General features: G+C 61.4%; 26 protein-coding genes and 1 other RNA gene. 15 read left to right on the forward strand and 12 right to left on the reverse strand.

Annotation, left to right across the window (positions count from 1 at the left end; all coding sequences use genetic code 11):
* Positions 1-175 precede the first annotated feature (175 nt).
* Entirely contained in the window at positions 176-316 is a 141-nt protein-coding gene (locus AAFP29_RS21010; RefSeq protein ID WP_419219354.1) for a hypothetical protein, read from the reverse strand.
* A gap of 290 nt (positions 317-606) precedes the next feature.
* Between AAFP29_RS21010 and AAFP29_RS21015 the strand changes: the two genes are divergently transcribed.
* From AAFP29_RS21015 to AAFP29_RS21025, 3 genes are all read left to right on the forward strand, one after another.
* On the forward strand, positions 607-1,236 hold the full coding sequence (locus tag AAFP29_RS21015; RefSeq protein ID WP_419219355.1) for an MspA family porin: 630 nt from the start codon (positions 607-609) through the stop codon (positions 1,234-1,236).
* Between the two features lie 23 nt (positions 1,237-1,259).
* A complete protein-coding gene (locus tag AAFP29_RS21020; RefSeq protein WP_419219356.1) occupies positions 1,260-2,360 on the forward strand; it encodes a hypothetical protein in 1,101 nt (366 codons plus the stop codon).
* A 664-nt stretch (positions 2,361-3,024) separates the two neighbouring features.
* Complete coding sequence (locus AAFP29_RS21025; RefSeq protein WP_419219357.1) at positions 3,025-3,846, forward strand: site-specific integrase; 822 nt, start codon at positions 3,025-3,027, stop codon at positions 3,844-3,846.
* Positions 3,847-3,861: 15 nt separating this feature from the next.
* Here the strand turns inward: AAFP29_RS21025 and ssrA are convergent.
* From ssrA to AAFP29_RS21070, 9 genes are all read right to left on the reverse strand, one after another.
* Positions 3,862-4,234: a transfer-messenger RNA gene (gene ssrA / locus AAFP29_RS21030) on the reverse strand.
* 145 nt (positions 4,235-4,379) lie between these two features.
* On the reverse strand, positions 4,380-5,603 hold the full coding sequence (locus tag AAFP29_RS21035) for a glycoside hydrolase family 27 protein (RefSeq protein ID WP_419219358.1): 1,224 nt from the start codon (positions 5,601-5,603) through the stop codon (positions 4,380-4,382).
* Between the two features lie 14 nt (positions 5,604-5,617).
* A complete protein-coding gene (smpB, locus tag AAFP29_RS21040; protein ID WP_419219359.1) occupies positions 5,618-6,091 on the reverse strand; it encodes an SsrA-binding protein SmpB in 474 nt (157 codons plus the stop codon).
* A 57-nt stretch (positions 6,092-6,148) separates the two neighbouring features.
* Positions 6,149-7,042: a permease-like cell division protein FtsX gene (gene ftsX, locus AAFP29_RS21045; RefSeq protein ID WP_419219360.1), complete on the reverse strand. Its 894-nt coding sequence runs from the start codon at positions 7,040-7,042 to the stop codon at positions 6,149-6,151.
* Between the two features lie 44 nt (positions 7,043-7,086).
* Complete coding sequence (gene ftsE, locus AAFP29_RS21050) at positions 7,087-7,773, reverse strand: cell division ATP-binding protein FtsE (RefSeq protein ID WP_419219361.1); 687 nt, start codon at positions 7,771-7,773, stop codon at positions 7,087-7,089.
* A gap of 61 nt (positions 7,774-7,834) precedes the next feature.
* Entirely contained in the window at positions 7,835-8,284 is a 450-nt protein-coding gene (locus AAFP29_RS21055; RefSeq protein WP_419219362.1) for a hypothetical protein, read from the reverse strand.
* Positions 8,277-9,242 (reverse strand): mechanosensitive ion channel family protein, encoded by a 966-nt coding sequence (locus AAFP29_RS21060; protein WP_419219363.1) that lies wholly within the window; start codon positions 9,240-9,242, stop codon positions 8,277-8,279. Before AAFP29_RS21060 ends, AAFP29_RS21055 begins: the two co-directional genes overlap by 8 nt.
* Complete coding sequence (gene prfB / locus AAFP29_RS21065; protein WP_419219364.1) at positions 9,229-10,344, reverse strand: peptide chain release factor 2; 1,116 nt, start codon at positions 10,342-10,344, stop codon at positions 9,229-9,231. Before prfB ends, AAFP29_RS21060 begins: the two co-directional genes overlap by 14 nt.
* A gap of 31 nt (positions 10,345-10,375) precedes the next feature.
* Positions 10,376-10,741 carry a hypothetical protein gene (locus AAFP29_RS21070; RefSeq protein ID WP_419219365.1) on the reverse strand — a complete coding sequence of 122 codons (366 nt, stop codon included), beginning with the start codon at positions 10,739-10,741 and terminating at the stop codon, positions 10,376-10,378.
* Positions 10,742-10,760: 19 nt separating this feature from the next.
* Here AAFP29_RS21070 and hisN point away from each other — a divergent pair, with 19 nt between their 5' ends.
* Together hisN and AAFP29_RS21080 are read left to right on the forward strand one after the other, a co-directional pair.
* Positions 10,761-11,567: a histidinol-phosphatase gene (hisN, locus tag AAFP29_RS21075; protein WP_419219366.1), complete on the forward strand. Its 807-nt coding sequence runs from the start codon at positions 10,761-10,763 to the stop codon at positions 11,565-11,567.
* A 145-nt stretch (positions 11,568-11,712) separates the two neighbouring features.
* On the forward strand, positions 11,713-12,936 hold the full coding sequence (locus AAFP29_RS21080) for an ankyrin repeat domain-containing protein (protein WP_419219367.1): 1,224 nt from the start codon (positions 11,713-11,715) through the stop codon (positions 12,934-12,936).
* Between the two features lie 96 nt (positions 12,937-13,032).
* On the opposite strand, the gene AAFP29_RS21085 is transcribed toward AAFP29_RS21080, so the two are convergent.
* A complete protein-coding gene (locus AAFP29_RS21085; RefSeq protein ID WP_419219368.1) occupies positions 13,033-13,692 on the reverse strand; it encodes an MBL fold metallo-hydrolase in 660 nt (219 codons plus the stop codon).
* A gap of 177 nt (positions 13,693-13,869) precedes the next feature.
* Between AAFP29_RS21085 and AAFP29_RS21090 the strand changes: the two genes are divergently transcribed.
* The gene (locus tag AAFP29_RS21090; protein WP_419219369.1) at positions 13,870-14,511 is read left to right on the forward strand and encodes a hypothetical protein; all 642 of its coding nucleotides are present in this window, start codon (positions 13,870-13,872) and stop codon (positions 14,509-14,511) included.
* Here AAFP29_RS21090 and AAFP29_RS21095 read toward each other — a convergent pair.
* Positions 14,504-14,971, reverse strand: a complete 468-nt coding sequence (locus tag AAFP29_RS21095; RefSeq protein ID WP_419219371.1) for a DUF2752 domain-containing protein — start codon at positions 14,969-14,971, stop codon at positions 14,504-14,506. The genes AAFP29_RS21090 and AAFP29_RS21095 overlap by 8 nt on opposite strands.
* 139 nt (positions 14,972-15,110) lie before the next feature.
* Between AAFP29_RS21095 and AAFP29_RS21100 the strand changes: the two genes are divergently transcribed.
* The 9 genes from AAFP29_RS21100 (at position 15,111) to AAFP29_RS21140 (ending at position 24,209) form a co-directional block, all read left to right on the forward strand.
* The gene (locus AAFP29_RS21100) at positions 15,111-16,481 is read left to right on the forward strand and encodes an acyl-CoA dehydrogenase family protein (RefSeq protein ID WP_419219373.1); all 1,371 of its coding nucleotides are present in this window, start codon (positions 15,111-15,113) and stop codon (positions 16,479-16,481) included.
* A gap of 34 nt (positions 16,482-16,515) precedes the next feature.
* A complete protein-coding gene (locus AAFP29_RS21105; RefSeq protein WP_007317937.1) occupies positions 16,516-17,739 on the forward strand; it encodes an acyl-CoA dehydrogenase family protein in 1,224 nt (407 codons plus the stop codon).
* A 127-nt stretch (positions 17,740-17,866) separates the two neighbouring features.
* Positions 17,867-19,273 carry a lipase family protein gene (locus AAFP29_RS21110; RefSeq protein ID WP_419219374.1) on the forward strand — a complete coding sequence of 469 codons (1,407 nt, stop codon included), beginning with the start codon at positions 17,867-17,869 and terminating at the stop codon, positions 19,271-19,273.
* 21 nt (positions 19,274-19,294) lie between these two features.
* Positions 19,295-19,921, forward strand: a complete 627-nt coding sequence (locus AAFP29_RS21115) for a TetR/AcrR family transcriptional regulator (RefSeq protein WP_419219375.1) — start codon at positions 19,295-19,297, stop codon at positions 19,919-19,921.
* A gap of 62 nt (positions 19,922-19,983) precedes the next feature.
* Positions 19,984-21,405, forward strand: a complete 1,422-nt coding sequence (locus tag AAFP29_RS21120) for a lipase family protein (RefSeq protein WP_419219376.1) — start codon at positions 19,984-19,986, stop codon at positions 21,403-21,405.
* 273 nt (positions 21,406-21,678) lie between these two features.
* Complete coding sequence (locus AAFP29_RS21125) at positions 21,679-21,999, forward strand: transglycosylase family protein (protein ID WP_419219377.1); 321 nt, start codon at positions 21,679-21,681, stop codon at positions 21,997-21,999.
* Between the two features lie 93 nt (positions 22,000-22,092).
* The gene (locus AAFP29_RS21130) at positions 22,093-22,827 is read left to right on the forward strand and encodes a hypothetical protein (protein WP_419219378.1); all 735 of its coding nucleotides are present in this window, start codon (positions 22,093-22,095) and stop codon (positions 22,825-22,827) included.
* An 87-nt stretch (positions 22,828-22,914) separates the two neighbouring features.
* Positions 22,915-23,562, forward strand: a complete 648-nt coding sequence (locus tag AAFP29_RS21135; protein WP_419219379.1) for a trypsin-like serine protease — start codon at positions 22,915-22,917, stop codon at positions 23,560-23,562.
* A gap of 167 nt (positions 23,563-23,729) precedes the next feature.
* On the forward strand, positions 23,730-24,209 hold the full coding sequence (locus AAFP29_RS21140; RefSeq protein WP_419219380.1) for a hypothetical protein: 480 nt from the start codon (positions 23,730-23,732) through the stop codon (positions 24,207-24,209).
* Position 24,210: the final 1 nt, after the last annotated feature.

Here is a 24,210-nt window from a genome sequence, read left to right on the forward strand (position 1 = left end):
TCCCATAGAAATTCGATACCCGATACGAGGTCTAGTCACCAACCCAGCCAAGAGCCTCAGTAGCGCAACGGTGCAAGCGCCGTTGAATTCTCGTCCCGGGGAAGATCGACCATCGCCTGAGCGAGCAGAAGGTAATGGTTGGTGCGGTCCGCGCGGGCGCGCCACACCCGTTCTGTCATCGTTGCGTGCGCAACGCGGTGGTGAAGTCGGCAGTGAAGTAGGCGACATCGACATCGAACGCTGCTAGCGAGTGCTTCCACGGAGTGCCAAACGAAGGCGTGGCCGCGACGCCGCTGCGCACTTGACTGTCACCCACTCCGATTGGCCCCACCAGGTGGGTCCGCAACGCAATCTCTTTGGCCTAAACCAGTGTGTCGCTCTGATTGGTGACGGCAGGCATAGTGCCACGTCAAGACTCCTGTTCATGCTGTCTGTTTCCGGTCCGGAAAACAATTTAGGGCCGCTAACCCGCACGAATGCAGTCGCCCCGAAAATGACAGTTGCGCATCTTCGATAGTCATCGATCATATTCATTTCACAGTTTGACAACCACATCTGGTTGTAACGCAGCACACAAGGGGTACACGAACGTTTCGTCGGGTCGGGGTGATCGCTGCCACCTGTGCAGCCGCACTTCTCACAACAGCAGGACTAGCCGGGACGGCGAACGCTACGCCCACACCGCTAGCGTCAAAACACGATCACCTCGTCACCGATGACGGCTGGAACATTGACCTACGGGCCTCGGAGTTGGTCGTCAACCCCATGTCGAATGTGGCGAACAGTTTTGCCTCCCGCGAAGGATGGGTGTCCTCGCGAGTGAAGGGCACCATTACCGGTGCCGGACGCGAAGACGTCCAATCAGCCATCTTGGAACAAGTGTTGATCATCGGCTGCCAAGTCGATGTCTCCGATGGCGCCACCCTCGGCCTCGCGACGTCGATTGGGCCGAACGCCAGCGTCAACATCAGCGGCGTCCCCAGCGCCAGCATCGGCGGCAGCGCCTCAGTCGCACCAAGCATCAGTTCCAAACTCGCCCCCGGCAAAATCAGCGAATTCAGCCTCGGCAAAAAAACCCTGCAAACCGATCACGCCTCCATCAGAGCCAAAAAAATCCGAGTCTCAGTAGATGGATGTGTAGGACCGACCACGGTCAGGTTACTGGCTCGTTTCTCGGTGTCTACCAAGACTTCTGACGACACCACCACCGTCTACTCAGCCCGCATGTGGCTCTAACAACCAGGGGGAAGCAACTAACCATGAAGACCACACCAGCCCGCACACGGGCACCGATCACGGGTCTACTTGCCCGCATCACCGCAGTCCTGGCACTCGCCGTCGCACTGGCGATCGCCGTCCTCGCCATCCCGACCGCCTCAGCAGAAACACCCGCCGAACGCTGCGCCCGCGAAACCAACACCTACAACACTGCGTGGAAACAATCCTGGGTCGCCACCCACCCCGGCAAAACCATCTCCGACGCACCCGCACCACCCGTCCCATACACCTGCCAAAACCCAAACACCACCACCCCCACCACACCCAGCACCGCACCACCAGCAACATTGCCAGGAACCACAACAGCAACACCAGGGCCAGGCCCCAACATGGGTGTCCACGCGCCCACCGACATACCTGCTCCTGGCAAAACGCCCATCGTGCGGGCACCAAGAAACACAACAAGCGAGTCTCCGAACACCGAGAGAGTCAAACCGCGTCAGCGAACATCAGCCTCCACGACTGCCGCACCTGACCGTCAAACGCCGGAACCAGTACCTACCGCCCTTGTCAGAAAACCTCTGAGCAATGTAGACCATAGTTTGTGGCACGATGCTAATGACGGTCACACAAAGGTCGAACCATTTGGCGACCGCTGCGAGGATGGATACCATCGCAACAACTACGGACTGGGCTTTGGCCCATGTTATCCTGACTACGACTACAATGTTACGAGCACCGAGTACGTGGACCACGTAATCGGAGAGACTCCAATCTACATTTGTGGATACAAGTTGAAATGCGACAAGACGGAAAAGACTGCGTCAACCACCACTACCACCGAGGAAGTTGGCGGCCAGTTAGGTGGAACAGCAGGTTCGGCAGCGGCAGCTTCTGTCAATGCCTCGGTCACTGCAAAGTACGGAATAAGCACCACTAAGACAGTAGAATACGGTAATGCCTACTCCTTCGACACAGGTGAGTTGAAGCCTGGTGAGACGTTGATGGCGTACCCGGCGTACAACATCTACCGTGTTACTGCAGACAAATACAATACTCAGACAAAGCAGGTCGAGGGTACCGAAACTTATATAGTCAAGGTGCCGATCGAGGGAATGACTACCAAGGTCGAGAGGCTATAAGTAATGAAAAAGCGAATTCTCATTCCGGCCGCCGCTGTTGTGCTAGTAATTGCAGGAATTTTGGCATTCTTCCTTTTTCGCCCTAGCGACAGAGTGGAATTACCCAATATTTCCGCCAACACGTCACCGGTGAAACCGCATACCGTAAATTTCATCGACTTAATAGGCCTCTCCCCTGCGAAGGCAGAGAGTAGTCTCGGATATCCGGGGAACAATCTGATAGATGGCCCACCTCAGTTAATCGGCCAAGACGACACGGTTGACTTCAACAAGCCTGTGATAGTCACCGCAGTGTGCTACGAATCAAAGATTCAAGACGAAAAATACTCTGGCTCACTAGTATTCGAGGTCGCCAATCCCGGGCAAGTTAGATCCGACGAGTTATCCAAACTCAGGAAGTATGTTTACGAAGATCGTCAACTACATATCAAGGCGAAGACTGGTTGTTACGGCAATACAATCGGAATCCCAGTCGATAGAAGCTGACCGTCACCACACGTTCGAGCGCCCCGGAATTGATCTACGCATCCGGGGCGCTGGTTCGTCTTAGCTGTATTTCGTTTTCGGCGTGATACCCACCAACACGGGCGTGCCGTTCACAGTGATACTGCCGTCGAGCAGTTCCCCACGTAAGAACGTCGCACCATTCCAAATACCATAATGGGTGACATTGGTCGATGCCGGAACCAGCAGGTCGCCTGTCGTGCCCGTCGAAACCGCCTTACCCGTGTCAGCTCCGGCACCGTCCACCGATGTCGACCACGACTACCTCACAGCCGACCAGGTAGACGCGCTTGCCTTTGAGGTCAGCCGAAACGCCGAAGTCGTTTTCCTGCTTGCGTTCACAGGCCTTCGATGGGGTGAGTTTGCAGCGCTGCGCCCTCGCGACATCGACCTTGAACGCCGTCGACTGCACATCACCCGTTCAGCGTCGAAGGTCAACAGCGCATCCGTTATCGGTCCGACTAAAACCTGGGAACGGCGTTCAGTCGCGGTGCCCGGCTTTGTGGTGGATATGGTCGCTCCCCTGGTAAGCGAGACTGCGAACCAAAACGCGCTGATATGGCAGCGCCGAGACAGCACGCCACTACGCCCGCCGACGACAACCCACTGGTTCGGCAAGGCCGTCCATCGTCTCGCAAAACCCATGAAGCATCCCAAAACCGGCGAGTACCTAAGAGACGAAGACGGCCGATTGATCCCAACGACCGACTTTCCAATCCTCAGTGTGCACGACCTCCGACATACCGCAGCATCCCTGATGATCGCGACCGGCGCGAACGTCAAGACCGTTCAACGCCAATTGGGCCATAAGTTCGCCACCATGACCCTCGATAACTACGGCCATCTGTTCGATGATGACCTCGATTCGGTCGCCGTGGCCCTGGACCGGCCACACGCCACCAAGATAGAAACGGGCCAAAAACGGGCCAAAGATGCTGTCGCGGCTGTATCGAGCGACCAAAAAAACGCCCTACCTGCGTAAACAGGTAGGGCGCTTTCGTGGAGCTGCCGGGAATCGAACCCGGGTCCTTCGTCGTGTTGATGGGGCTTCTCCGTGTGCAGTCCGCTGCGCCTCTACTCGGATCTCTCAGTCACGCGAACAAGCCGAGATGACGATCCCAGTCGCTGTTGGTTGTCCCGTCCTCCCCCGCGACCGGCGAGGACGGTGAGCTCCCGAAAATGATGCCGGGGACCGGGCTGAGAGCACGTCCGGGCCGACAGACTAGCCTGGCTGCTTAGGCAGCGAGGGCGTAGTCGCGCTGATTCTTATCGGCGCTTAATTGGTTGCTGCGACGCTCATACGGTGGTCTCCAGCCTGCACCGACACGCTTCCCCCATCTCGACGCACGCAGTCGAAACCGTTCAGCCCCGAGAGGGATCCACCACTGGTGTGGCGGACTATTAATACTAACAACACTGACCGCCAACTTCATCCCATTTGCCTCCGCAGGGCTCCACCTGCGGAAACTTCTCCGCGCTACGGCCCCGACGGCAGGCGAGAACGAGACTTGAAAGTCAGACGATCTCCAACAACGCGGTGTCGCCAGGTGCGACCCGAACCGCCAGGGCGCCGTCGCGCGCCTGATACCTCTTCGACGTCCACACATCGACGCCCGCGACGGTGTCGCCGGTCAATCCTAACGACGCCAGCGATACCGAGATCAGCTTTGGCTTCGACGTCCGGTTGGTCATCGACACCGCAAGGCCCTTCTGCCCGATCGCTCGTGACCACACCTCGGCATCACCGGCCACCGGTGCACCGGAGACCGCACGCGCATCTTGATCCAACGCGATCATCGCCCTGTTCGCGACAGTGGCAACATTCTCCGAGGACAGACGTGTCAGATCGGTACCGAGCATCAGCGGTGCGGCCAACATCGCCCATAACGACATCTGCGTACGCGCATGCGACGCACTCAATCCCTGACCGACGACCAGCATGTCGGGATCGTTGAAGGCGTCAACACGGGTACGCGGCGCCACCAGCCCGACCGCGTCGGCGATAGTCGACACGCTCTGAAAGTTCGGCGCGATGTCATTGGTAACCCGCGTCATCGTTGCCACCCCGCCCCAGTCGAAGGCCTGTCCGGGTGGTGTGCCGGCCACTCCACTGTTGGGGTTAATACTCAGCACCATTGGTCGCCCGACTGTGCGCAACGCGTTGCGCCAGGCGGTGAATGCCTCGACTTGATCCTCATGCCGGCCGTTACTCGAACACCAATCGGATTTGACGAAGTCAGCACCCCACGACGCCAGTGTGGCGGCGTCGCGTGTTTCAACGCCCCGGCTGCCGGTCGCGCCGGGGTAGACGCCTTGGTATTGCGTACAGGTCTTATCGCTCGCGCCGACATACAGTCCAAACTTCAGCCCGCGCGCGTGCACATACTGGCCCAATGCTGCCATCCCACTTGGGAAACGCGTTGGATCCGCTTGCAGCGCACCGTCTTCGGCTCGATCCGAGGCATTCCAGCAATCATCGACGACGACATAGCGGTATCCCGCGTCGCGAAGTCCCGACGAAACCAGCGCATCGACTTGTGCCCGGACCTGCGCCTCGGTCACCGAACAGCCGAATGGCTGCCAACTGTTCCACCCCATCGGCGGCGTCGCGGCGACCCCTGGCAATGCGACGCCGTCACCACCAACCCGGCCGGGCGGATCTGCCACGCAAGCGGTGACGATGACCGCCGACAGCAAAGCTGTCAGCGCTAGGCTCAGGCGGATTAACCGTCGTCGCACTGAAAAGGGTTCTCCTACATACCTTTTACGCGGCGTCCCACTTCGCGCTCGACCTCGCGTCGGGCCGTGCGCTGGGCGATATCGTGTCGTTTGTCGTGTGCCTGCTTACCGCGAGCAAGTGCCAGCTCCACTTTGACCTTACCGTCACTGAAGTACATCGACAGTGGCACCAGAGTGAGGTTGCCGTCCCGGATCTTGCCGATCAGAATGTCGATTTCCCGGCGATGCATCAGCAACTTGCGATTGCGTCGCGGCGCATGATTCGTCCACGAGCCGTTCCCGTACTCGGCGATATGCAAAGCGCGTAACCAGATTTCGCCGTCGTCGACGGTGGCGAAGGCATCGACCAACGAGGCCTTACCTTCGCGCAGGCTCTTCACCTCGGTACCGAGCAGCGCGATACCCGCCTCGTAGGTATCGATAATCGCGTAGTTGTGTCGCGCCTTACGATTGGTCGCGATCACTTTGCGACCTGTTTCCTTCACCACTGTCGTAGCCGTTCCTTGTCCGGGTGTGCCCGCACGCTGCGAGCGCCCACCGCTAGATCACTCGCGAACGTACCAGCGCAACGTGACATACGACGTGACGCCGGACAACGCGATGCCGCCGAGGACCAGCCATGGGGACACGAACAATACGTCCGAATTGGTAATGCGCGCAAGGATATTTACGCCGTACAGATCGTGCAGCGCGTTCTCGAAGAACAGCACCTTGGCCGCGAATAGTCCGCCGATCGCCAGCAGCGAACCGATCAATGCGGCGAACACTGCTTCCAACAGGAACGGCAGCTGGGTATACCAGCGCGTCGCGCCGACCAACCGCATGATCGATACCTCGGTGCGTCTGGTGTACGCAGCGATCTGAACCATGTTGATAATCAACATGATTGCTGAAATCGCCAGCACCACGGCGATGACGAACGCCGCGTTTCGCACGCCATCGAGCACGCTGAAGATCCGCTTGACGAGATCGCGCTGGTCGAGCACACCGTCGACGCCAGGGGCCTTCTGATACTTGTCGAGCACGTCACCGAAGCGGCCCGGATCACTCATCCGGACTTTCAGCGATGCGGGCAGGGTCGTCTCATCGACGATGTCGGGGGTGTCTTTGAACGTGTTCTTGGCGATTTTGAACGCCTCAGCACGATCGATGAACGTAACCTTGGCCACTCCCGGCTCGTTCTGGAGCTGGGTTCGCAGGGTCGAGCAGGGGTCGGCGGTGCAGCCGGGATCACGATCGGCGACATCGTCGTTGATCCAGAACTGCATCTCGACACGATCGAGGAAGATCTTCTGACTCTTGTCCGCCATCTGGATAACCAGCAGTCCAGCGCCGAACATCCCCAGTGTGATAGCGGTCGTCAGGATCATCGCGATCGTCATGGTGACGTTGCGACGCAGTCCGTTCAGGACCTCACTGATGATGAAATTCGCTCGCATGCTCTCCTCAGATTCCAGTGGTTGGGCTTCGACTTTGGCGACTGTCAGCCGATGCCGTAGATGCCCTGGACGTCGTTGCGGACCAGTTGCCCTGCGTCGAATTCGATGACTCGGCGTCGCATCGCGTCGACGATCTGTCGGTCGTGCGTGGCCATCACGACGGTGGTACCGCGACGATTGACGCGGTCGAGCACGTCGACGATCTCTTGGCTGGTGTCAGGGTCGAGGTTGCCGGTTGGTTCGTCGGCGAGCAGCAGCAGCGGGCGGTTCACGATGGCCCGGGCGATCGCGACGCGTTGCATCTCACCACCGGACAGCTCATAGGGCATCCGATTGAGTTTGCCTTCCAAACCGACATACTCGAGCACCTCCGGAACAGCCTTCGCGATGGTGGCGGGCGATTTGCCGATCACCTCAAGCGCGAAGGCCACGTTCTCGGCGACGGACTTCTGCTGCAACAGCCGAAAGTCCTGAAAGACGCAGCCAATCGACTGGCGCAACTTGGGCACCATGCGTGCCTTCATCGCGTTGACGTGGAAGTCCCCAACGTAAACATCACCCGATGACGGCTTGTCCTCTTTGAGTAACACCCGGAAGAAGGTCGACTTACCCGACCCGGACGGCCCGATCAAAAACGCGAACTCCCCCTTGTCCAATTCAAGAGTCAAATTCGACAGCGCAGGGCGGGCCGAGGCTTTGTACTTCATCGTGACGTCCGACAGCTTGATCACGAGATGTCAGTGTAGCGATGGCGACTGAGAACTCTCCTCAGGCTTCGACTTCCTGGGCGTGTTACCGCTGAGGCACTTGTGACTGAGGCGATTGGGGCGTTGTCTGCGTCTGCGGGATCAGCTGAGTCGGCAATGGGATACCGGGGACGCCCGGCACCGTCGGCGTAGTCGACGTCTGGGCACTACCGTCGGGCGTCCGCTGGACCGTCGAGCGAGTCGATGACGCACTCGGCCGTTCCGAGGACTCCGTCGTCGATGTCGTCGAAGTGCGAGTTTCGGAGGGCTCTGGCGTCACACTCGTCGCCACGGGACGACGCACCTGATTGGTCGCGTTTTCCGCATCCTGAGTCTCGTAATAGGACAGCGCGGATCCGTACAACACGAGCAGTCCGACGAACGCGAGCACCATGGCGACCGTCGTAGTGCGGATCCGAGTGCGGTAGATATGGCGATAGTCGCGACGCCGCGGCGTCGGCGACGCGCCCTGTGTACTCGTCGGTTCGTCACTCATCGTCACGTCCTTGGTCCACGTCGAGCCCGGTCGGCGGCGTCGAAGCCGATACCACGTCGCGTCCCGGCGCGATCGTGATGCCCGCGCGGGCAAGTGCCCGGATAATTCGTGCGCGCAACGCCCGGCTGATTTCAAATTGCTTACCCGGCAGGGTTCTCGCGACCATCCGCACCGTCATCGAATCGAGTTCGAGATTGGTGACGCCGAGCGGTGCGGGAGCGTCGAGCAAGAGTTTGTGCATCTGGCGGTCATTGAAGAAGTCGGTTCCGACTCGCGCGAGAATCTCGTTGACCTGGCCGATGTCGGCCTCGGCGGGAATCGGGATGTCGACGACCGCTCGAGCCCAATCCTTCGACAGATTCGTCGATTTCACGATCTGCCCGTTGGGTACGGTCACCACTTCGCCATCGCTCGTACGCAGTTTGGTGACTCGCAGGTTGACGTCTTCGACAGTCCCCTCAGCCAGGCTGCCGCCGGTCAAGGCGAGTTCCACTACGTCGCCGTAGCCGTATTGCTTCTCGGTGACGATGAAGAAGCCCGCGAGTAGGTCCTGCACCACTCGCTGCGCGCCGAAACCGAGGGCCGCACCGACGACCGCACCGGGGCCGACGAGGCTGGTGACCGGAAGGCCGAAACACATCAGAATCTGCAAACCCGCGACCAGAACCACGATGCCGATCGTCGACCAGGCCAGCACCTGCAGCAGGGCCCGACGATGTTTGGTTGATTCGGTACGCACGATGAGATCGCTACCGTCGAATTCGCGGTCGATCTTCTTCTCGTAGCGGGCCAACGCCCAGTTGACGAAGCGAATGATAATGGCGGCGGCCAACACCCACAGCGCTATCTCCACCCCGTTGGTTGCGAACCAGCGAATCAGTCTGCTGGTGCCGGCCGGTGCGGTGACGTTCGCCAATACATCGTGTGCGGCGAACAATGCGCCGCTACCCATCGGCATTGGCCATCCGCCAGCGGATGCCGGCTTCGATGAACTTGTCCAACGAGCCGTCGAGCACGTTGGTTGGGTTGTTGTCCTCGACGTTGGTCCGTAGGTCCTTCACCATCTGATAGGGATGCAGGACATACGAGCGCATCTGATTGCCCCAGCTCGACCCACCATCGCCCTTGAGCGCATCCATCTCGGCCCGCTCTTCCAGACGCTTGCGTTCGAGCAGTTTGGCCTGCAACACCCGCATCGCCGCCGCCTTGTTCTGCAACTGGCTCTTCTCGTTCTGACAGGTCACGACGATGCCGGTCGGGATGTGGGTGAGTCGAACCGCCGAGTCGGTTGTGTTGACCGACTGTCCACCCGGACCTGACGATCGATAGACATCGACCCGCAAATCGTTCTCGCTGATGTCGATATGGTCGGTGGTTTCCACCACCGGCAGCACCTCGACCTCGGCGAATGACGTCTGCCGCCGTCCCTGGTTGTCGAATGGACTGATCCTGACCAGCCGATGGGTGCCTTGTTCCACCGACAGCGTGCCGTACATATACGGAGCTTTCACGGTGAAGGTCGCACTCTTGATACCCGCTTCTTCGGCGTAGGAGGTGTCGTAGACCTCGACGCCGTAACCGTGCTGCTCAGCCCAGCGGATATACATCCGCATCAACATCTGCGCCCAATCCGCGGCGTCGATACCACCGGCACCGGAACGGATGTTGACCAGCGCATCACGCGGGTCGTATTCGCCCGCGAGCATCGTCTTGACTTCCATCGCCTCGATGTCGGTGCGCAGGGATGCGCGTTCGGAATCGGCGTCGGCGATGGCGGCAACGCGGTCGTCGCCTTCCTCGGCGTCGGCGAGCTCGTAGTGGACCGGCAGATCGTCCAGGCGTTGGCGGAGTTCACTGACTTTGCGCAGTTCACTCTGCGCGTGGGACAACTCGCTGGTCACCTTCTGCGCGTGATCCTGGTCATTCCACAGCTCGGGATCGGATGCCTGCATCTCGAGCTCGTCGATCCGACGGCCCAACTCCTCCAGATCGAGCACCTTCTCCACAGTGGTCAAGGTGGTGTCCAGGGATTCGAGATCTGCGATTACGTCGGGATGCACGATTAACCAGGATACCGGCCACTCACCGCGCCTACGCGGGTGGCAACGATCCGATCCGCCAGCTGGAGTCCACTTTGCCGGGCTTGTAGAACACCGGGAGGTCGTCGCCCGGGCGAGGCCACGGGTCACGTTCCAGGTTGAGCACGGTTGTGGTGTACACGTCGGTCGGCGCGGTGGTCGGCCCGACGATGGTGCCGGAAATAGTCGCGTAGACCTCGCCTTTCGAGTCGGCTTCGGCCGGTCGATCGCTCACTCCGGTCACGGTCAGCGTGCCAGCCTCGAACTGCGCGGCCTGTTGAGGTGAGAGTTGTCGCGGACGCCGACCGCGTTGCAACTGGAGAATAAGCGCCACGGCGCCGGCTGCGAGGATGACGGCGAACGCGATCTGAATCCACATGCTCGCTACCCTAGTCGTCATGTCCGACTCTGCCACCTACTCCGACGTCGCCGACGACCTCGCCGTCGCACTGTCGATCGCCGATGCCGCCGACGCGCTGACACTCGCCAGGTTCGGGTCGATCGACTTGCGCGTGGACACCAAGCCGGATCTGACTCCGGTCTCCGACGCCGACCTGGCAGCTGAAACCCTTGTGCGCGAACTACTTTCGCAACATCGATCCGACGACGCCGTCCTCGGCGAGGAGTTTGGCGGCACCGCGTCGTTTCAGGGTAGGCAATGGATCGTCGATCCGATCGACGGCACCAAGAATTTCGTCCGGGGCGTTCCGGTCTGGGCGACCCTGATCGCTCTACTCGACGACGGCGTACCGATCGTCGGGGTGGTATCCGCGCCGGCCTTGAAACGCCGTTGGTGGGCAGCAACTGGAGTTGGCGCATTCGCGAGCTTCGACAACGCTGCGCCCCAACGTATTTCGACGTCGGGGGTCAGCACTCTGGCAGACACCAGTCTGGCCTTCTCCAGCCTATCCGGCTGGAAGGACCGCGGGCTACGCGACAAATTCATCGACCTCACCGACACCGTATGGCGGGTCCGCGGCTATGGCGATTTTCTCAACTACTGTTTCGTCGCCGAGGGCGCCGTGGATGCCACAGCCGAACCCGAAGTCTCCCTGTGGGATCTGGCCGCGCTCGACATTCTCATTCGCGAGGCCGGAGGCCAATTCACCTCGCTGGAAGGCGTGGCCGGTCCGCACGGCGGGAGCGCGGTCGCCACCAATGGTTTGCTGCACGACGAGGTTCTCACCGCACTCGGAGCGGACTGACGCGCGATTCGGGTAGCGTAGGGCCGGGCGTGCAGGAACGCCCGGTGTCCGCCCGAAGAGGCTCAGCCTCCCTGCTTGACTTTGAGTTATCCGACCTCTTCTCTGCCTGGTCTCGCGGACATCGGGCTTACGAGAGGAGGCCGTCATGGCCAGCACACTTCCCGATAACCCGTCACTCGAGTGGCTCCGACACGAAGCGCGTCGGCTTCAGCGAGCGGTGCGACAAGGTGATCCCGAAGCGGTTACAACGGTGCGGCAACACCATCCGCATGCCGAAATCGCTTTGGCGAGTGAGCAATTCGCGCTTCACGGCGCCCAGCTGACGATGGCGCGACGGTACGGCTTCAGCGGGTGGGCGGCACTTGTCCGGTATTTGCGAGTTGCCGCCGGTCTCGGCACCGATCCGGCGGCGCTGGACGAGAGCGAGCTCGAACCGGCCGACCATTTTTGCTCGCTCGCCTCACTGCGCTACGACGGCACTGACGAGCCGCCGCGTTGGCAGATGGCGGCCGATCTCCTGGTCGCCGATCCCGACTTGGTTGACCGGAATATTTGGGTTGCCGCGTCGGCCGCCGACCCGGTCGCACTCGCGCGGCAGTTGACGGCGCAGCCCTCGCTCGCAATGTCGAAGGGTGGGCCGTATCGTTGGACTCCATTGATGTACCTCACTTACAGTCGCGTGCCGCTCGGTCGCACTCGGGATGAAACTCTTTCCGCCACAACGCTTCTCCTCGACGCCGGCGCCGACCCCAATGCTGGATACCTGTGGTGTGGACTATCCACGCCATTCACCGCACTCACCGGAGTATTCGGCGAAGGCGAGCAAGGCGCGGGCCGTCAGCCTCAACACCCGTTCGCCGATGCGCTGGCTACGCTCCTGCTGGAACGAGGCGCGCACCCGGTTGACCAGCAAGCCCTCTACAACAGGATGTTCCGGCCCGACAATTCGCATCTGGAACTCCTATTCACTCACGGGCTTGCTGACGCTGACCCGAGCCCGTGGGAACGCCGCCTCGGCGAGGCTATGGAGACCCGCGAACAAATGTGGAAACGGCAAATCGACTGGGCGGGTGAGCGTGGGTACTCCGCTCGGTTGGATCTACTCAGCCAGCACGGAATCGATACCTCAGGCGCCGATCTGACGATATCCACCTTCCCGTTGGACCCGAACGCATTGGATAACGAAGGAGCAACCCCACTACATCAAGCGGCATGGGCTGGCGATCTTCCGTTAATCCGCCGGCTTCTCGAGGCTGGCGCGGACCCAACCATCTGCGATATGCGTTACGGCACAACGCCCCTCGACTGGGCCGAGCACGCCTACCAATCCGAGGCCGCAGAGCTGCTTCGGGCCTATCGGCGCGACTGAGTGCCGACGTGCTAGCGGCCGGCAGTCATCTCACCGAGTCTCGATACACCGGCGACCTCGCAAGCTCGGTCGACGGCACTCGACCACCCGGGGCCGCTAGACCTCCGCCGCGACCCGCTCTTCGAGAACCACGAATTGTGTTGCGGCGTCTTTCATTTCATCAAGTCGCGCGTTGTGCACCGCAATTCCCGCCGCTGACAACACCGCCTGATGAATGGGAACCGCAACCCTCGGCGCGACACCTTGCAGGTAGTCGACCGATTCACTGAGTTTCATCCACGGCGCAGCGGCGGGCAACGCGAGGACGTCGATCTTCTCGAACGGGATGTAGAAGGAGTCGCCCGGATGCAGCAGCGCGCCGGAGGTCGACTCGGCGTCGATGATGTAGGCAGCATTGTCGACGACGGGGATCGCCGGATGAATCACCGCGTGCCGCCCGCCGGTCACGCGTACCGTCACCACCCCGACATCGAAGGTGTCACCCGAGTGCGCGGCCGTCCACTCGCCCGCCGTACCTGACTCGTTCAACTGCGCGGTCGTCTGCGGGTCCGCGTAGCGAACCGCATCCGGATTCGCCCCGACCAGAGCGGGCAATCGGTCGACGTCGGCGTGATCGGGGTGTTGGTGAGTGATGAGAATGGCAGCTAACCCGGTCAGCTCCTCGAAGCCCGCCGAGAGCGTACCCGGATCGAAAAGGATTCTGGTGTCATCGAATTCGGCGAGAAGGCAGGAATGTCCGAAGTGAGTGAGACGCATAACTAGATCATCGCAGCCGACAAGGCGTCGTGGGAAGGATTGCCACCGGCTAGTCGGGGTTTGGCGACAATTATTGTCGCGTAGCCAGTCCAGCTGTAGGGTAAATTTGTTCGCACACCCGTGCGAAGATATCGGTTCATCTGAAACATCGAGCACCCATCCGAGAAAGGCCAACTCATGCCACCGCGCCGGTCCGCATCCGCGTCGCTGACACCTGACGATCTCGCCGCACTCGCGACCGCCGTTGCCGACGGGAAGCAGCCAACGGTGTACCTCCGCGAAGGCACCCCGAGCCTCGGTCTGACACCTGGCGCATCCGCGCGTGTGCTGGCGGTGTCGGGGCAGACGGTGACCGTCAAGCCGCGCGGTGTCGATGACGAACTCCCCTTCGAGGCTGACGAACTCCGGCTGACCAAAACCGATACACCACAACCTGACAAGGCAAAGAAGGGCAAGGCGAACAGTTCGGCGACGGCGGAGAAACCGGCTGCACCGGCAAAGACCGCGGCACCCGCGAAACCCGCTCGCCGTACCGGCGCCAAGAAGCCACCGGCATCGGTCACCGTGACGATCTACGGATCGCCGGATAATACGTGGTCGGTGTCGGTCACTCGCGGTGGACGTAAGCCCACCCGATCACGAAGTGTCACACCGGATTGCGCCGAAGCGGCGATAGGCGAACTCGATGACTCTCCGGCGCGGGACGCGGCGTCAGCGGTACTCAACGCGGCGCGCGATGAAGCTCGGCGCCGAGTCGACGAGCTGAGTCGCGAACTCGCGGCTGCCCAGGAAGAACTGGCAGCACTCGCGCCTAAGTGATCGTCGGGAACCATCCGGTGCCGCGGATCGTGTCGATGATTCGCACACCTCCGTAGAGCATCCACACACCCAAGATCATCATCGCCGCTGGCTTTGTCAGCCATGACCCGAGTTTGCTCAGAACGGCCGGGCGGCGGGCGACAAGCGACCAGCCGGCGATCACCACCGCCACCAATCCGACAACGAAGAAGATCGGGCCGAAGAGGTTGAAGGAGAACGCCCGCGGAATGTCGCCGTGGGCAAACAGCACAAAGCTGCGGGTCAAACCACACGCCGGACACGGCCAGCCGGTCATCTCCCGGAATGGACATAGACTCGGACCAGACGTCACACTCGCGGGTGACCACGCACCCGCGATGCCAAAAACCGCCGCTCCGGTGGCGAATACCGCAACCGCCGGAAGCGCCGAGACCCACGCGGAACGCTGCGTCGGGACGATCGGAGGCTGGCCGGGATACATGTGACCAATGTATCGGGCTACACGTGACATCTTCCTTACTCAGTAGTAAGGTTGGTACTTACTAGGGAGTAAGAACCCGTCTTCGCTGGCCTAACGACCAGCAACACCCACCCACCCCCTCGAGAAGCAGCTGGTGACAATGACAACCTCGACCGAGCCCAACGACACCTCAGCGGTCGGCAAGAATCCGCGCAAGCGCTCCGCGATCGGCACCGCCATGCGCGTGCTGACCAGCGTGACCGGATCGGATTTCGCCGAGAAGTACAAGCTGCGCGAGCCGATCAACCGCATCGCCTACGAAGGCACCAAGACTGGATTCCAGACGCTCGGCGCCGCAAACCGCGCGTTCAAGGCGGCGCAAGGTGGCGATGGCAAGGCCAAGCGCCTGCCGACCACCCCCAAGGACTACTTCAACCTGACCCCCGACGACGAGCAGCAGATGATCGCTGAAACCGTCAAGGAGTTCAGCACCGAGATCTTGCGGCCGGTCGCCTACGACGCCGACACCGCGGCAACCGCTCCCGACGACATCTTGAAGCGTTCGGCCGAGCTCGGTATCACCATGATCAACGTGCCGGAGGAGTTCGAGGGCGCGGCCAGCGAACGTGGCGTGATTACCAATGCGCTCGTCGCCGAGGCAATGGCATACGGCGACATGGGTCTGGCACTTCCGCTACTCGCCCCCAGTGGCGTCGCCACCACGCTGACCAACTTCGGCTCCGACGCCCAACAGCGCACCTACCTGCCGGACTTCGCGGGCGAGAATGTACCGCAGTCGGCCGTGGTGATCGCCGAGCCCAAGCCACTCTTCGATGCGTTCACCTTGTCCACCAAGGCGACTCGGGTGCCAAGTGGCTACCGCCTCAACGGCGTCAAGTCCTTTGTTCCGGCCGCCGGTTCGGCTGAGCTGTTTATCGTCGGCGCACAACTCGACGGTCGTCCGGCACTGTTCATCGTCGAATCCGATACCAAGGGTCTGATCGTCGAAGCCGATCCCGGCATGGGCGTGCGCGCCGCCGGCATGGGCCGTCTGCTGCTGCAAGACGTCGCGGTTCCGGCCGGTGCACTACTGGGTGAACAAGAAGGCAACGAGGCGTTCGCGGCATACCGCGATGTCGTGCGGTTGTCTCGCCTGGGCTGGTCGGCACTGGCGATGGGCACCGCCCGCGCTGTGCTCGACTACGTGATTCCTTATGTCAACGAACGCGAGGCATTCGGTGAACCGATCGCCAACCGCCAGGCGGTTGCTTTCATGGTCGCCAATATCGCGACCGAGGTCGATTCGATCCGCCTGGTGACCCTGCGTGGCGCCGCCCGCGCCGAACAGGGCCTGTCCTTCGCTCGCGAAGCAGCTCTGGCCCGCAAGCTCACCATCGACAAGGGCCTGCAGATCGGTCTCGACGGTGTCCAACTGCTCGGCGGACATGGCTTCACCAAGGAGCATCCGGTTGAGCGCTGGTATCGCGATCTGCGCGGTGCCGGCATCGGCGAAGGCATCGTGGTCCTTTAAGGGCACACGAAAGTACTTGGGAGACAACATAATTATGGCAATCAACCTCGAACTGCCCCGCAAACTCGATACCACGATCGATCAAGCTCATCAGGCTGCGGCACAGATCTTCCGACCCATCTCGCGGAAATACGACCTGCGTGAGCACGCGTACCCGATCGAGCTGGACACCCTCGCGAGTCTTTATGACGGACTCTCGGCAGCTGGTGCCGCTGGCGCTGGCGCCGACGGTGGACGCAGCCAGGAGAAGAAGCAGCCAGCCAAGGCCGAGGGCACGGTACAAAACGGCGGCAATATGCAGTCGGTGCTCAACGCTCTGGAGACCTCGTGGGGTGATGTCGGCCTGATGCTCACCATTCCCTACCAGGGACTGGGCAATGCGGCGATCGCAGCCGTGGCAACCGACGACCAGCTCAAAGACTTCGGCAAGGTGTGGGCCGCGATGGCCATCACTGAGCCGAGCTTCGGTTCCGACTCGGCCGCGGTGACTGCCACCGCGACTCTCGACGGCGACGATTACGTCATCAACGGCGAGAAGATCTTCGTCACCGCGGGTTCGCGGGCGACCCACATCGTCGTATGGGCCAGCGTCGACAAGAGTGCCGGTCGTGCGGCGATTAAGAGCTTCGTGGTGCCGCGCGAGCACCCCGGAGTCACCATCGTGCGCCTGGAACACAAGCTGGGCATCCGCGTCTCGGACACCGCGGTGATCCGCTTCGAAGACTGCCGCATCCCGAAGTCGCACCTGCTCGGCTCGCCGGAAGTCGACACCAAAAAGGGTTTCGGCGGGGTCATGCAGACCTTCGACAACACCCGCCCGATGGTGGCCGGTATGGCGGTCGGCGTGGCACGCGCCGCCCTCGAAGAACTGCGGCGCATCCTGGAGGACGAGGGCATCGAGATCGACTACGACCGCCCTGCGGCCGATCAGCACGCGGCGGCCGCCGAGTTCATTCGCCTCGAAAGTGATTGGGAGGCTTCGTATCTGCATACGATGCGGGCCGCCTGGATGGCTGACAACAAGCAGCCGAACTCCACCGAGGCTTCGATGTCGAAGGCCAAGGCCGGGCGGACCGTCACCGACATCACCAATAAGACGGTCGAGTTGGTCGGCACCCTCGGTTACTCCGAACGGCTCCTCCTGGAAAAGTGGGCGCGCGACTCGAAGATCCTCGACATCTTCGAAGGCACCCAGCAGATCCAGAATCTGGTGATCGCGCGACGCGTGCTGAATAAGAGCAGCGCCGAGCTGAAGTAACCCCTTCCGCAATCTGTCATACAGCCCCGCCGAATCACATCGGCGGGGCTGTTGTGTTGCGTGACACATTACGTTAGATTCTTCAAAGTGAAACAGCCGTGTTTCACACTTAGAGTTGGGGAAAGCTTTGAGAGCCCGTATTTTCGCCGTCGTCAGCGCCTCGCTGGTCGCCGCCTGCTGCCTGGGTGCCGCACCCGTGGTCGCCGCACCGACCTCGACGTCATCACCAACGTCGCCCGCTGTACGTGTCACGCCCGCGCCTGCCGTTCCACTACCCCCGGAACTCGACCCGGCCTTCTATCGCCCACCGGCGGCAAAGGTGGCCGCCGCACAGCCCGGTCAGATCCTGGCCGCGCGGCGAATCAATGTGGCGACATTCGGCGTGATCCCGCTCAACGTCGACGGCTGGCAGGTGTCCTACCGCTCGACCGACAGCCGCGACAACCCGATCGCCGCGGTCACCACACTCCTCAAACCGCGCGGCGGCACCAAGGGACCACGCAAGGTGGTTTCGGTGCAGTTGGCCGAGGACTCCACCGCTGGGTACTGCTCACCGTCGTACACCGTGCAACAGTGGTCGGTCAGCTCCTTCGCCGGACAGATAGTGGTGCCAGCCGAAATGCTTATCGCGCAGGGCATGCTCGCTCAAGGCTGGGCGCTCTCCATACCGGACCACCAGGGCCCGAATAACGCCTACGCCGCCGGCCCGCTGGGCGCCCGCATCACCCTCGACGGTCTGCGCGCCGCCAAGAACTTCGCACCCATCGGCATCACCGATTCGTCGCCGATAGGGATGTACGGATACTCCGGCGGAGCGATCGTCACGGGTCACGCGGCCGAACTCAAGTCCTCCTACGCGCCAGAACTTAATATCGTCGGCGCCGCAGAGGGGGGCATTCCCGCTGATCTCAAGGTGGTCTTGAAAGCCGCTCAGAATAACGTCACCAGCGGCTTGGTGATGGGCGCGGTGCTCGGCCTGAGTAAGGAATACCCGGACTTCAAGCGCTTTCTCGATCGCCAGATGAATCCGGTAGGCAAGGCTCTGATGGCGGTCAAAGAGCCGCTGTGCGTGCAGTACACCAGCTCGCTCCTACCTTTCCTGAACATCAGCGGCTTCCTCAACTGGCCTGGCGACCCGCTCAACGCTCCAGCCGTGAAGAAGGTGTTCAACGACACCCGAATGGGCAAGTCGACCCCGTCGATGCCGATGTACATGTGGAACTCAGCCCTCGACGAGATCATTCCGGTCGGGCAGGTCAACACCTTGGTCGCCAAATACTGCCGAGATCCGAAGGCACAGGTCACCTACACACGGGATCATCTGTCCGAGCACATCATCGCCGAGGTATCCGGCGCACCGCTCGCGCTCCTCTGGCTACGCGACCGGCTCGCCGGAAAGCCCGCCCAAAAGGGTTGTCGCACAAGCGATGAACTCAGCATGGCGACTAACACCAAGTGGTGGCCGACCTTCTCGAATGTTATCGGAACCGATCTCGCCGGACTGTTCGGCGCTGCGATCGGGCGCGGGAAGTAGCCGACGACTACCGTGGTGACGGTGGTAGCCGACTCACGCATATACGGGGGCGAGAGCGTCGATGAACGTCGACGCTCTCGTCGCGTACGGTTCCGGGACGCCGCACTGGAATTGTTCGGCGCCAACGGCTACGCCGCGACGCCGGTACCGGCGATCTGCAAGGCAGCGGGTTTGTCGACGCGACAGTTCTATCAGGACTTCTCAGACCGCGAACACTTGCTGCGAGATCTCTACGACTCGATCCAGGACCGGTCCATGACCGCGGTCGCCAATGCGGTAGCCATCGCTCTGCGCGCCGATGCCAACTTGGAGGCGGTATTGCGCGCCGCCGTCGAGGCATTCGTATCGGTCTACGAGGAGGACGCACGGATGACTCGAGTCGCGTTCATCGAAGTGGTCGGCGTTTCGCCAGCGCTCGAAGCTCACCGCCACGAGCGGCGTCAGCAGTGGACCGAGCAGTTGCGGGGCGTACTCCTCGATGCCGAGGCGCACGGTCTACCGGTATCCCATACCGGGCGGCTCGGGTGGGTCGCATATCTCGGCGCTGTTAACGCCGCGATTGTCGAGCGCGCGAATGATCCGTCGATCACCCGCGTGGAGTTGCTCGACACTATGCAAACACTGTTGCGTCCCGGGATCCTCGGCTAGTGAAACACTGAAGTTTCAGATGTCCCGCACACAGAAGCCCCGTCGATGTAAGTTCTATCACTATGGGTCGTCTGTCCAACTTGAGCCGTGTCAGTCAACTATCGAGGCGTCTAGTCGTCACTGCGGTAATCACTGCCGCCGCGTCGTCGGTCCTCACCGCGACGGCGGGTAGCGCATCCGCGCAACCCGCACCTCCCCGAGACGCCTTCTACGACGTCCCGACGAAGGTCGCGGCCGCCGCTCCCGGTGCGGTCTTGCGCAGTCGTCGGGTCAATATCCGTGCGCTGCAACTGTTTCCGGTTCGCGTTCAGGCATGGCAGTTGCTCTATCGCACCGCCGACGCCGACGGAAAGCCCGACGTCGCGGTGACCACCTTGATGATCCCCGAAGGTGCCGCGAAGAAGCGTCCACTACTGTCCTTCCAGGCCGCGACCGACGCGACGCTGCGCGAGTGCGGACCGTCGTACAGCCTGACCCACGGCGCACCCATCGACTTCTCGAAGCCGATCGGTCCGATCACCTTGACCAACCCAGCGGCCGAATCGCTGCTTGCCTCAGCAGGACTCACCAAAGGCTGGGCTGTCGCCATGCCAGACCACGGTGGCATCAACGATCGGTTCCTCACACCACATCAGCCCGGCTACGCCGTCCTCGACGGCATCCGCGCGGTACAGAACTTCAAGCCCGAACAACTACCCCAGAAGACTCCAACCGCGTTGTGGGGATATTCGGGCGGTGCCATCGCCAGCAGTTGGGCCGTCGAAGAGCAGCCGACCTACGCTCCTGAACTCAATATCAAGGGAGCCGCGTTTGGCGCGCCAGAGCGTGACCTCGCGGCATCGCTCAAGTCGGTGAACTTCACCCCGCTCGGCGGACTAATCCCAATCGCATTAGGCGCCATCGGCAAAGACTCATCGGCATTCCGCGTCGCGCTCAACCGATACCTGACGCCGCAGGGCCGACAGGCGGTGGCAGCAACCGCTGGTCACTGCGTCGCCCAGAACATTGTCGCCAACCTGTGGTTCGACTATCGGCGGTACCTGACCAAGCCGGTCGACGTCGTGCTGGCCGACCCGGTGATCAAACGTGCCATCGCCGCGCGCGGAATCACGGGTCGCGCACCCAAGGTCCCGACGTATATCTACAACGGCATCACCGAAGAGGTTGCCCCCATTTCCGGCACTGACAAACTGGTACGGAGTTATTGCAAGAGTGGTGCAGCGGTTACTTACCGCCGCGAGCAGCTTCCACCCAATCCGATTCCGCAGATCTCCTCGACACACGGCATCGTGTTGATGACGGGCGCTGGTGCTGCGTTCGACTGGATCGATACTCGCTTGACGCCCGGTGCGGCAACGCCATCGGGTTGCGATGTGGCGACGCTGCCCAGTTCATTACTGACGTCGGAGTCATTTCGCGGTCTGGGCCCCATCGTCGGCGGAGCGCTGACCTCGATGCTCGGATTGCCCGTCGGCGCCCGCTAAGCACTATTTGCTGTGATCGCCGACACAAAATAGCTGTGTTATGCGCCACTTTTGGCTGGTAAACACCATGCAGGAAATTCACAGGTATTTATGCGCTATGCGCTGCGAATACATTGAATAATCGATAGTTATCGTTTCGTGATGCAACGCCTCAGTAATCACAAACGCGACATGACGTTTATCAATTGATTTTGTAGGGTCCATTCCGGTCCAAAAGTTCATCGCCACTACTCAACTACCGGCGATGACAGATACGGAAGGTGACTCATTCATATGAGCCTCAAGAAGCTTGCAGTTCGCGCCGGTGTCACTGGTGCGCTCGCCATTGCCCCGCTGACCATGCTGGCCGGTACCGCGTCGGCCGACGGTCACAACTGGGACGCTGTCGCCCAGTGCGAGAGTGGCGGCAACTGGTCGACCAACACCGGCAACGGCTACTACGGTGGCCTGCAGTTCAGCCAGTCCACCTGGGAAGCCAATGGCGGCAGCGGCAGCGCGGCGAATGCTAGTCGCGAAGAGCAGATCCGCGTCGCTGAGAACGTCCTGTCCACCCAGGGCGCCGGCGCATGGCCGGTCTGCGGCGCCAACCTGTAATAACGCATACGCCAGACCCCGGTATCCCCAGCGGATACCGGGGTCTTGCTCGTTCGGGAGGACCTACCGCGCCGATAGCCCTACGCTGATCAGATGCCGGCGAAGCTGTCCGAGCTCGTCCACAGCGGACAGTTCCCCCTATTCCTGCTATTTGTGGCCTTCTTGACCACTTTCGTCGTAACCCGGGTGATTACCCGCATGATCCGGGCGGGCCGCGGGCCGTTCCGCGACAACGTCCGCGGCGGCCTGCATATCCACCACGCAGTGCCCGGAATCGTGCTGATGGCAGTGGGCGGCATCATGTCCATCGCCGTTGACGGTGCGTCACCTGCCAGCGAGATCGCCGCCGTCGCGATCGGCATCGGCACATCCCTGGTCCTCGACGAGTTCGCGATGATCCTGCACCTGCGCGATGTTTACTGGACTCAAGAAGGACAACTGTCGGTTCAGGTGGTGACGCTGACCGTTGCCGTCCTCGGACTGATGCTTCTCGGGTATATGCCCTTCGGCGACGATTCCGGTTGGCTTCCGGCCCATCTCGTCATGACTGTCGGGCTGCCGGTCCGGCTCGCGGCAGTCGTGGTGTGCGTGATGAAAGGTAAGTACTCGACGTCGTTGCTGGGGACGCTGGTCCCGCTGGTGGCGTTAATCGGCGCGCTGCGCCTGGCGCGGCCGAAGTCTAGGTGGGCCCGACGCTTCTACTCGGCGGACAAACTGGCGCACGCGCAACGTCGGGCAACTAACTTCGATCAGCGGTTTGGCCGCTGGGGATTGTCCCTCGAAGACCTGGTCGCCGGACAGCCGACGTCGACGGTGTCGTCTGAGTAATCGGTACGGCGACTGCGCGGATCGGCGAGGGGCATGCTACGTTATTAATTCTTAATTGAATCTTTGCCATTTGGGAGGAAGTTTTAGATGAGGGCCAAGTATGTCGCTTCGGCGATACTCGCCACCGCGATAGCGGTGACCACGCCGACAGCCGTTGCGCAAGCGGCTCCCACGACGCCGGTTCGCTCCGGGATGGAGATCAACCTTCCCGAGACTCCCTTCACCGCTGCGAAGTGCACCCTCGGTGTCGTCATCTCCCCGTCCCGCGCCTATACGGCCGGCCACTGCGGCGATGTCGGTAAAGCCGTCTACAACACCAAGGGCAAGCGGATCGGCCGCATCACCGCTAACTTGGGCAATACCCGACACCTCGACATCGCTGTCATCACTCTGGCGCGCGGCACCAGTGCTCGAGTCGACGCTGTCGATTGGTCGGGACGCTTCGCGAAGGGCCAGCCGGTCACCAAGTTCGGCGTGACGACTGGCCGGGGCCGTGGAGTGATCACCAACCCGAAGGCGAAACTCCGTGGGGCACACGGCTTTAGCCTCGCACCTCCGTTCCTGAAACTTCAGGACACCTTTAGCATCTCCGCCAGCTTGCGCGCCGCCCCCGGCGACAGCGGCGGTCCCATCCGCAATAGCTCCGGTGCGGTGATCGGCATTATGTCGACCAGCAACGGAAACTCCGCCTCGACATTCGCGCCGGTTTCGCGGGTTCCAGGTTATCTGCGGTAGAAGCTGAACTAAGAAACGATCAAGGCGTCGAGGGCATATCGCCCTCGACGCCTTGGTTTTTTCCTGCTAGGACTAAGTCAAACGAATTACAGCCCCCATCGAGGGTGCGGTAGATTGCCCTGAAATCGCAATACGTCGTCGGACATTGACGAGGGGCCAGAATTATCATGACGTCACCGCGACTGACCTTCGCCTTAGCGGTCGTTGTTGTACTCTCCGCTCTTGGCATTACGTCGTGCAGTGTCGATTCCCTCACCGGCGGCGCGGCGAATACAACAAGCTATCCCCCGGTGACCACACCGCAACCACCTCCATTAGGTTCGTGGAAGATTCCTGCTGGTTTTCCGGCAGAGGTACCAATAATCGACGGTCGATATCGGCTGACGCACCAATCCGATTCGATCGTGCTGAGCGTCACCGCCGTGCAAAAGGCAGAGGTCAACCGCGCGCGGACGCTACTTGAGAAAGCCGGCTATTCCCGCGAAAGCGTCCTCGGCCAGAGCACATTTGTTGGGCCGAAGTATTTGATCACCGTCACCGACGATGACATCGGATACGGCATGACGATTGTTTACCGGCTTTCGCCCATTTCGAATCTCCCTGGAATACCCCAGCTTCCGCAGATGTCGCTGCCGCCGCTGCCCTAAC

The sequence above is a fragment of the Gordonia sp. CPCC 205333 genome, from assembly GCF_048537885.1.
Taxonomy (GTDB): Bacteria; Actinomycetota; Actinomycetes; order Mycobacteriales; family Mycobacteriaceae; genus Gordonia.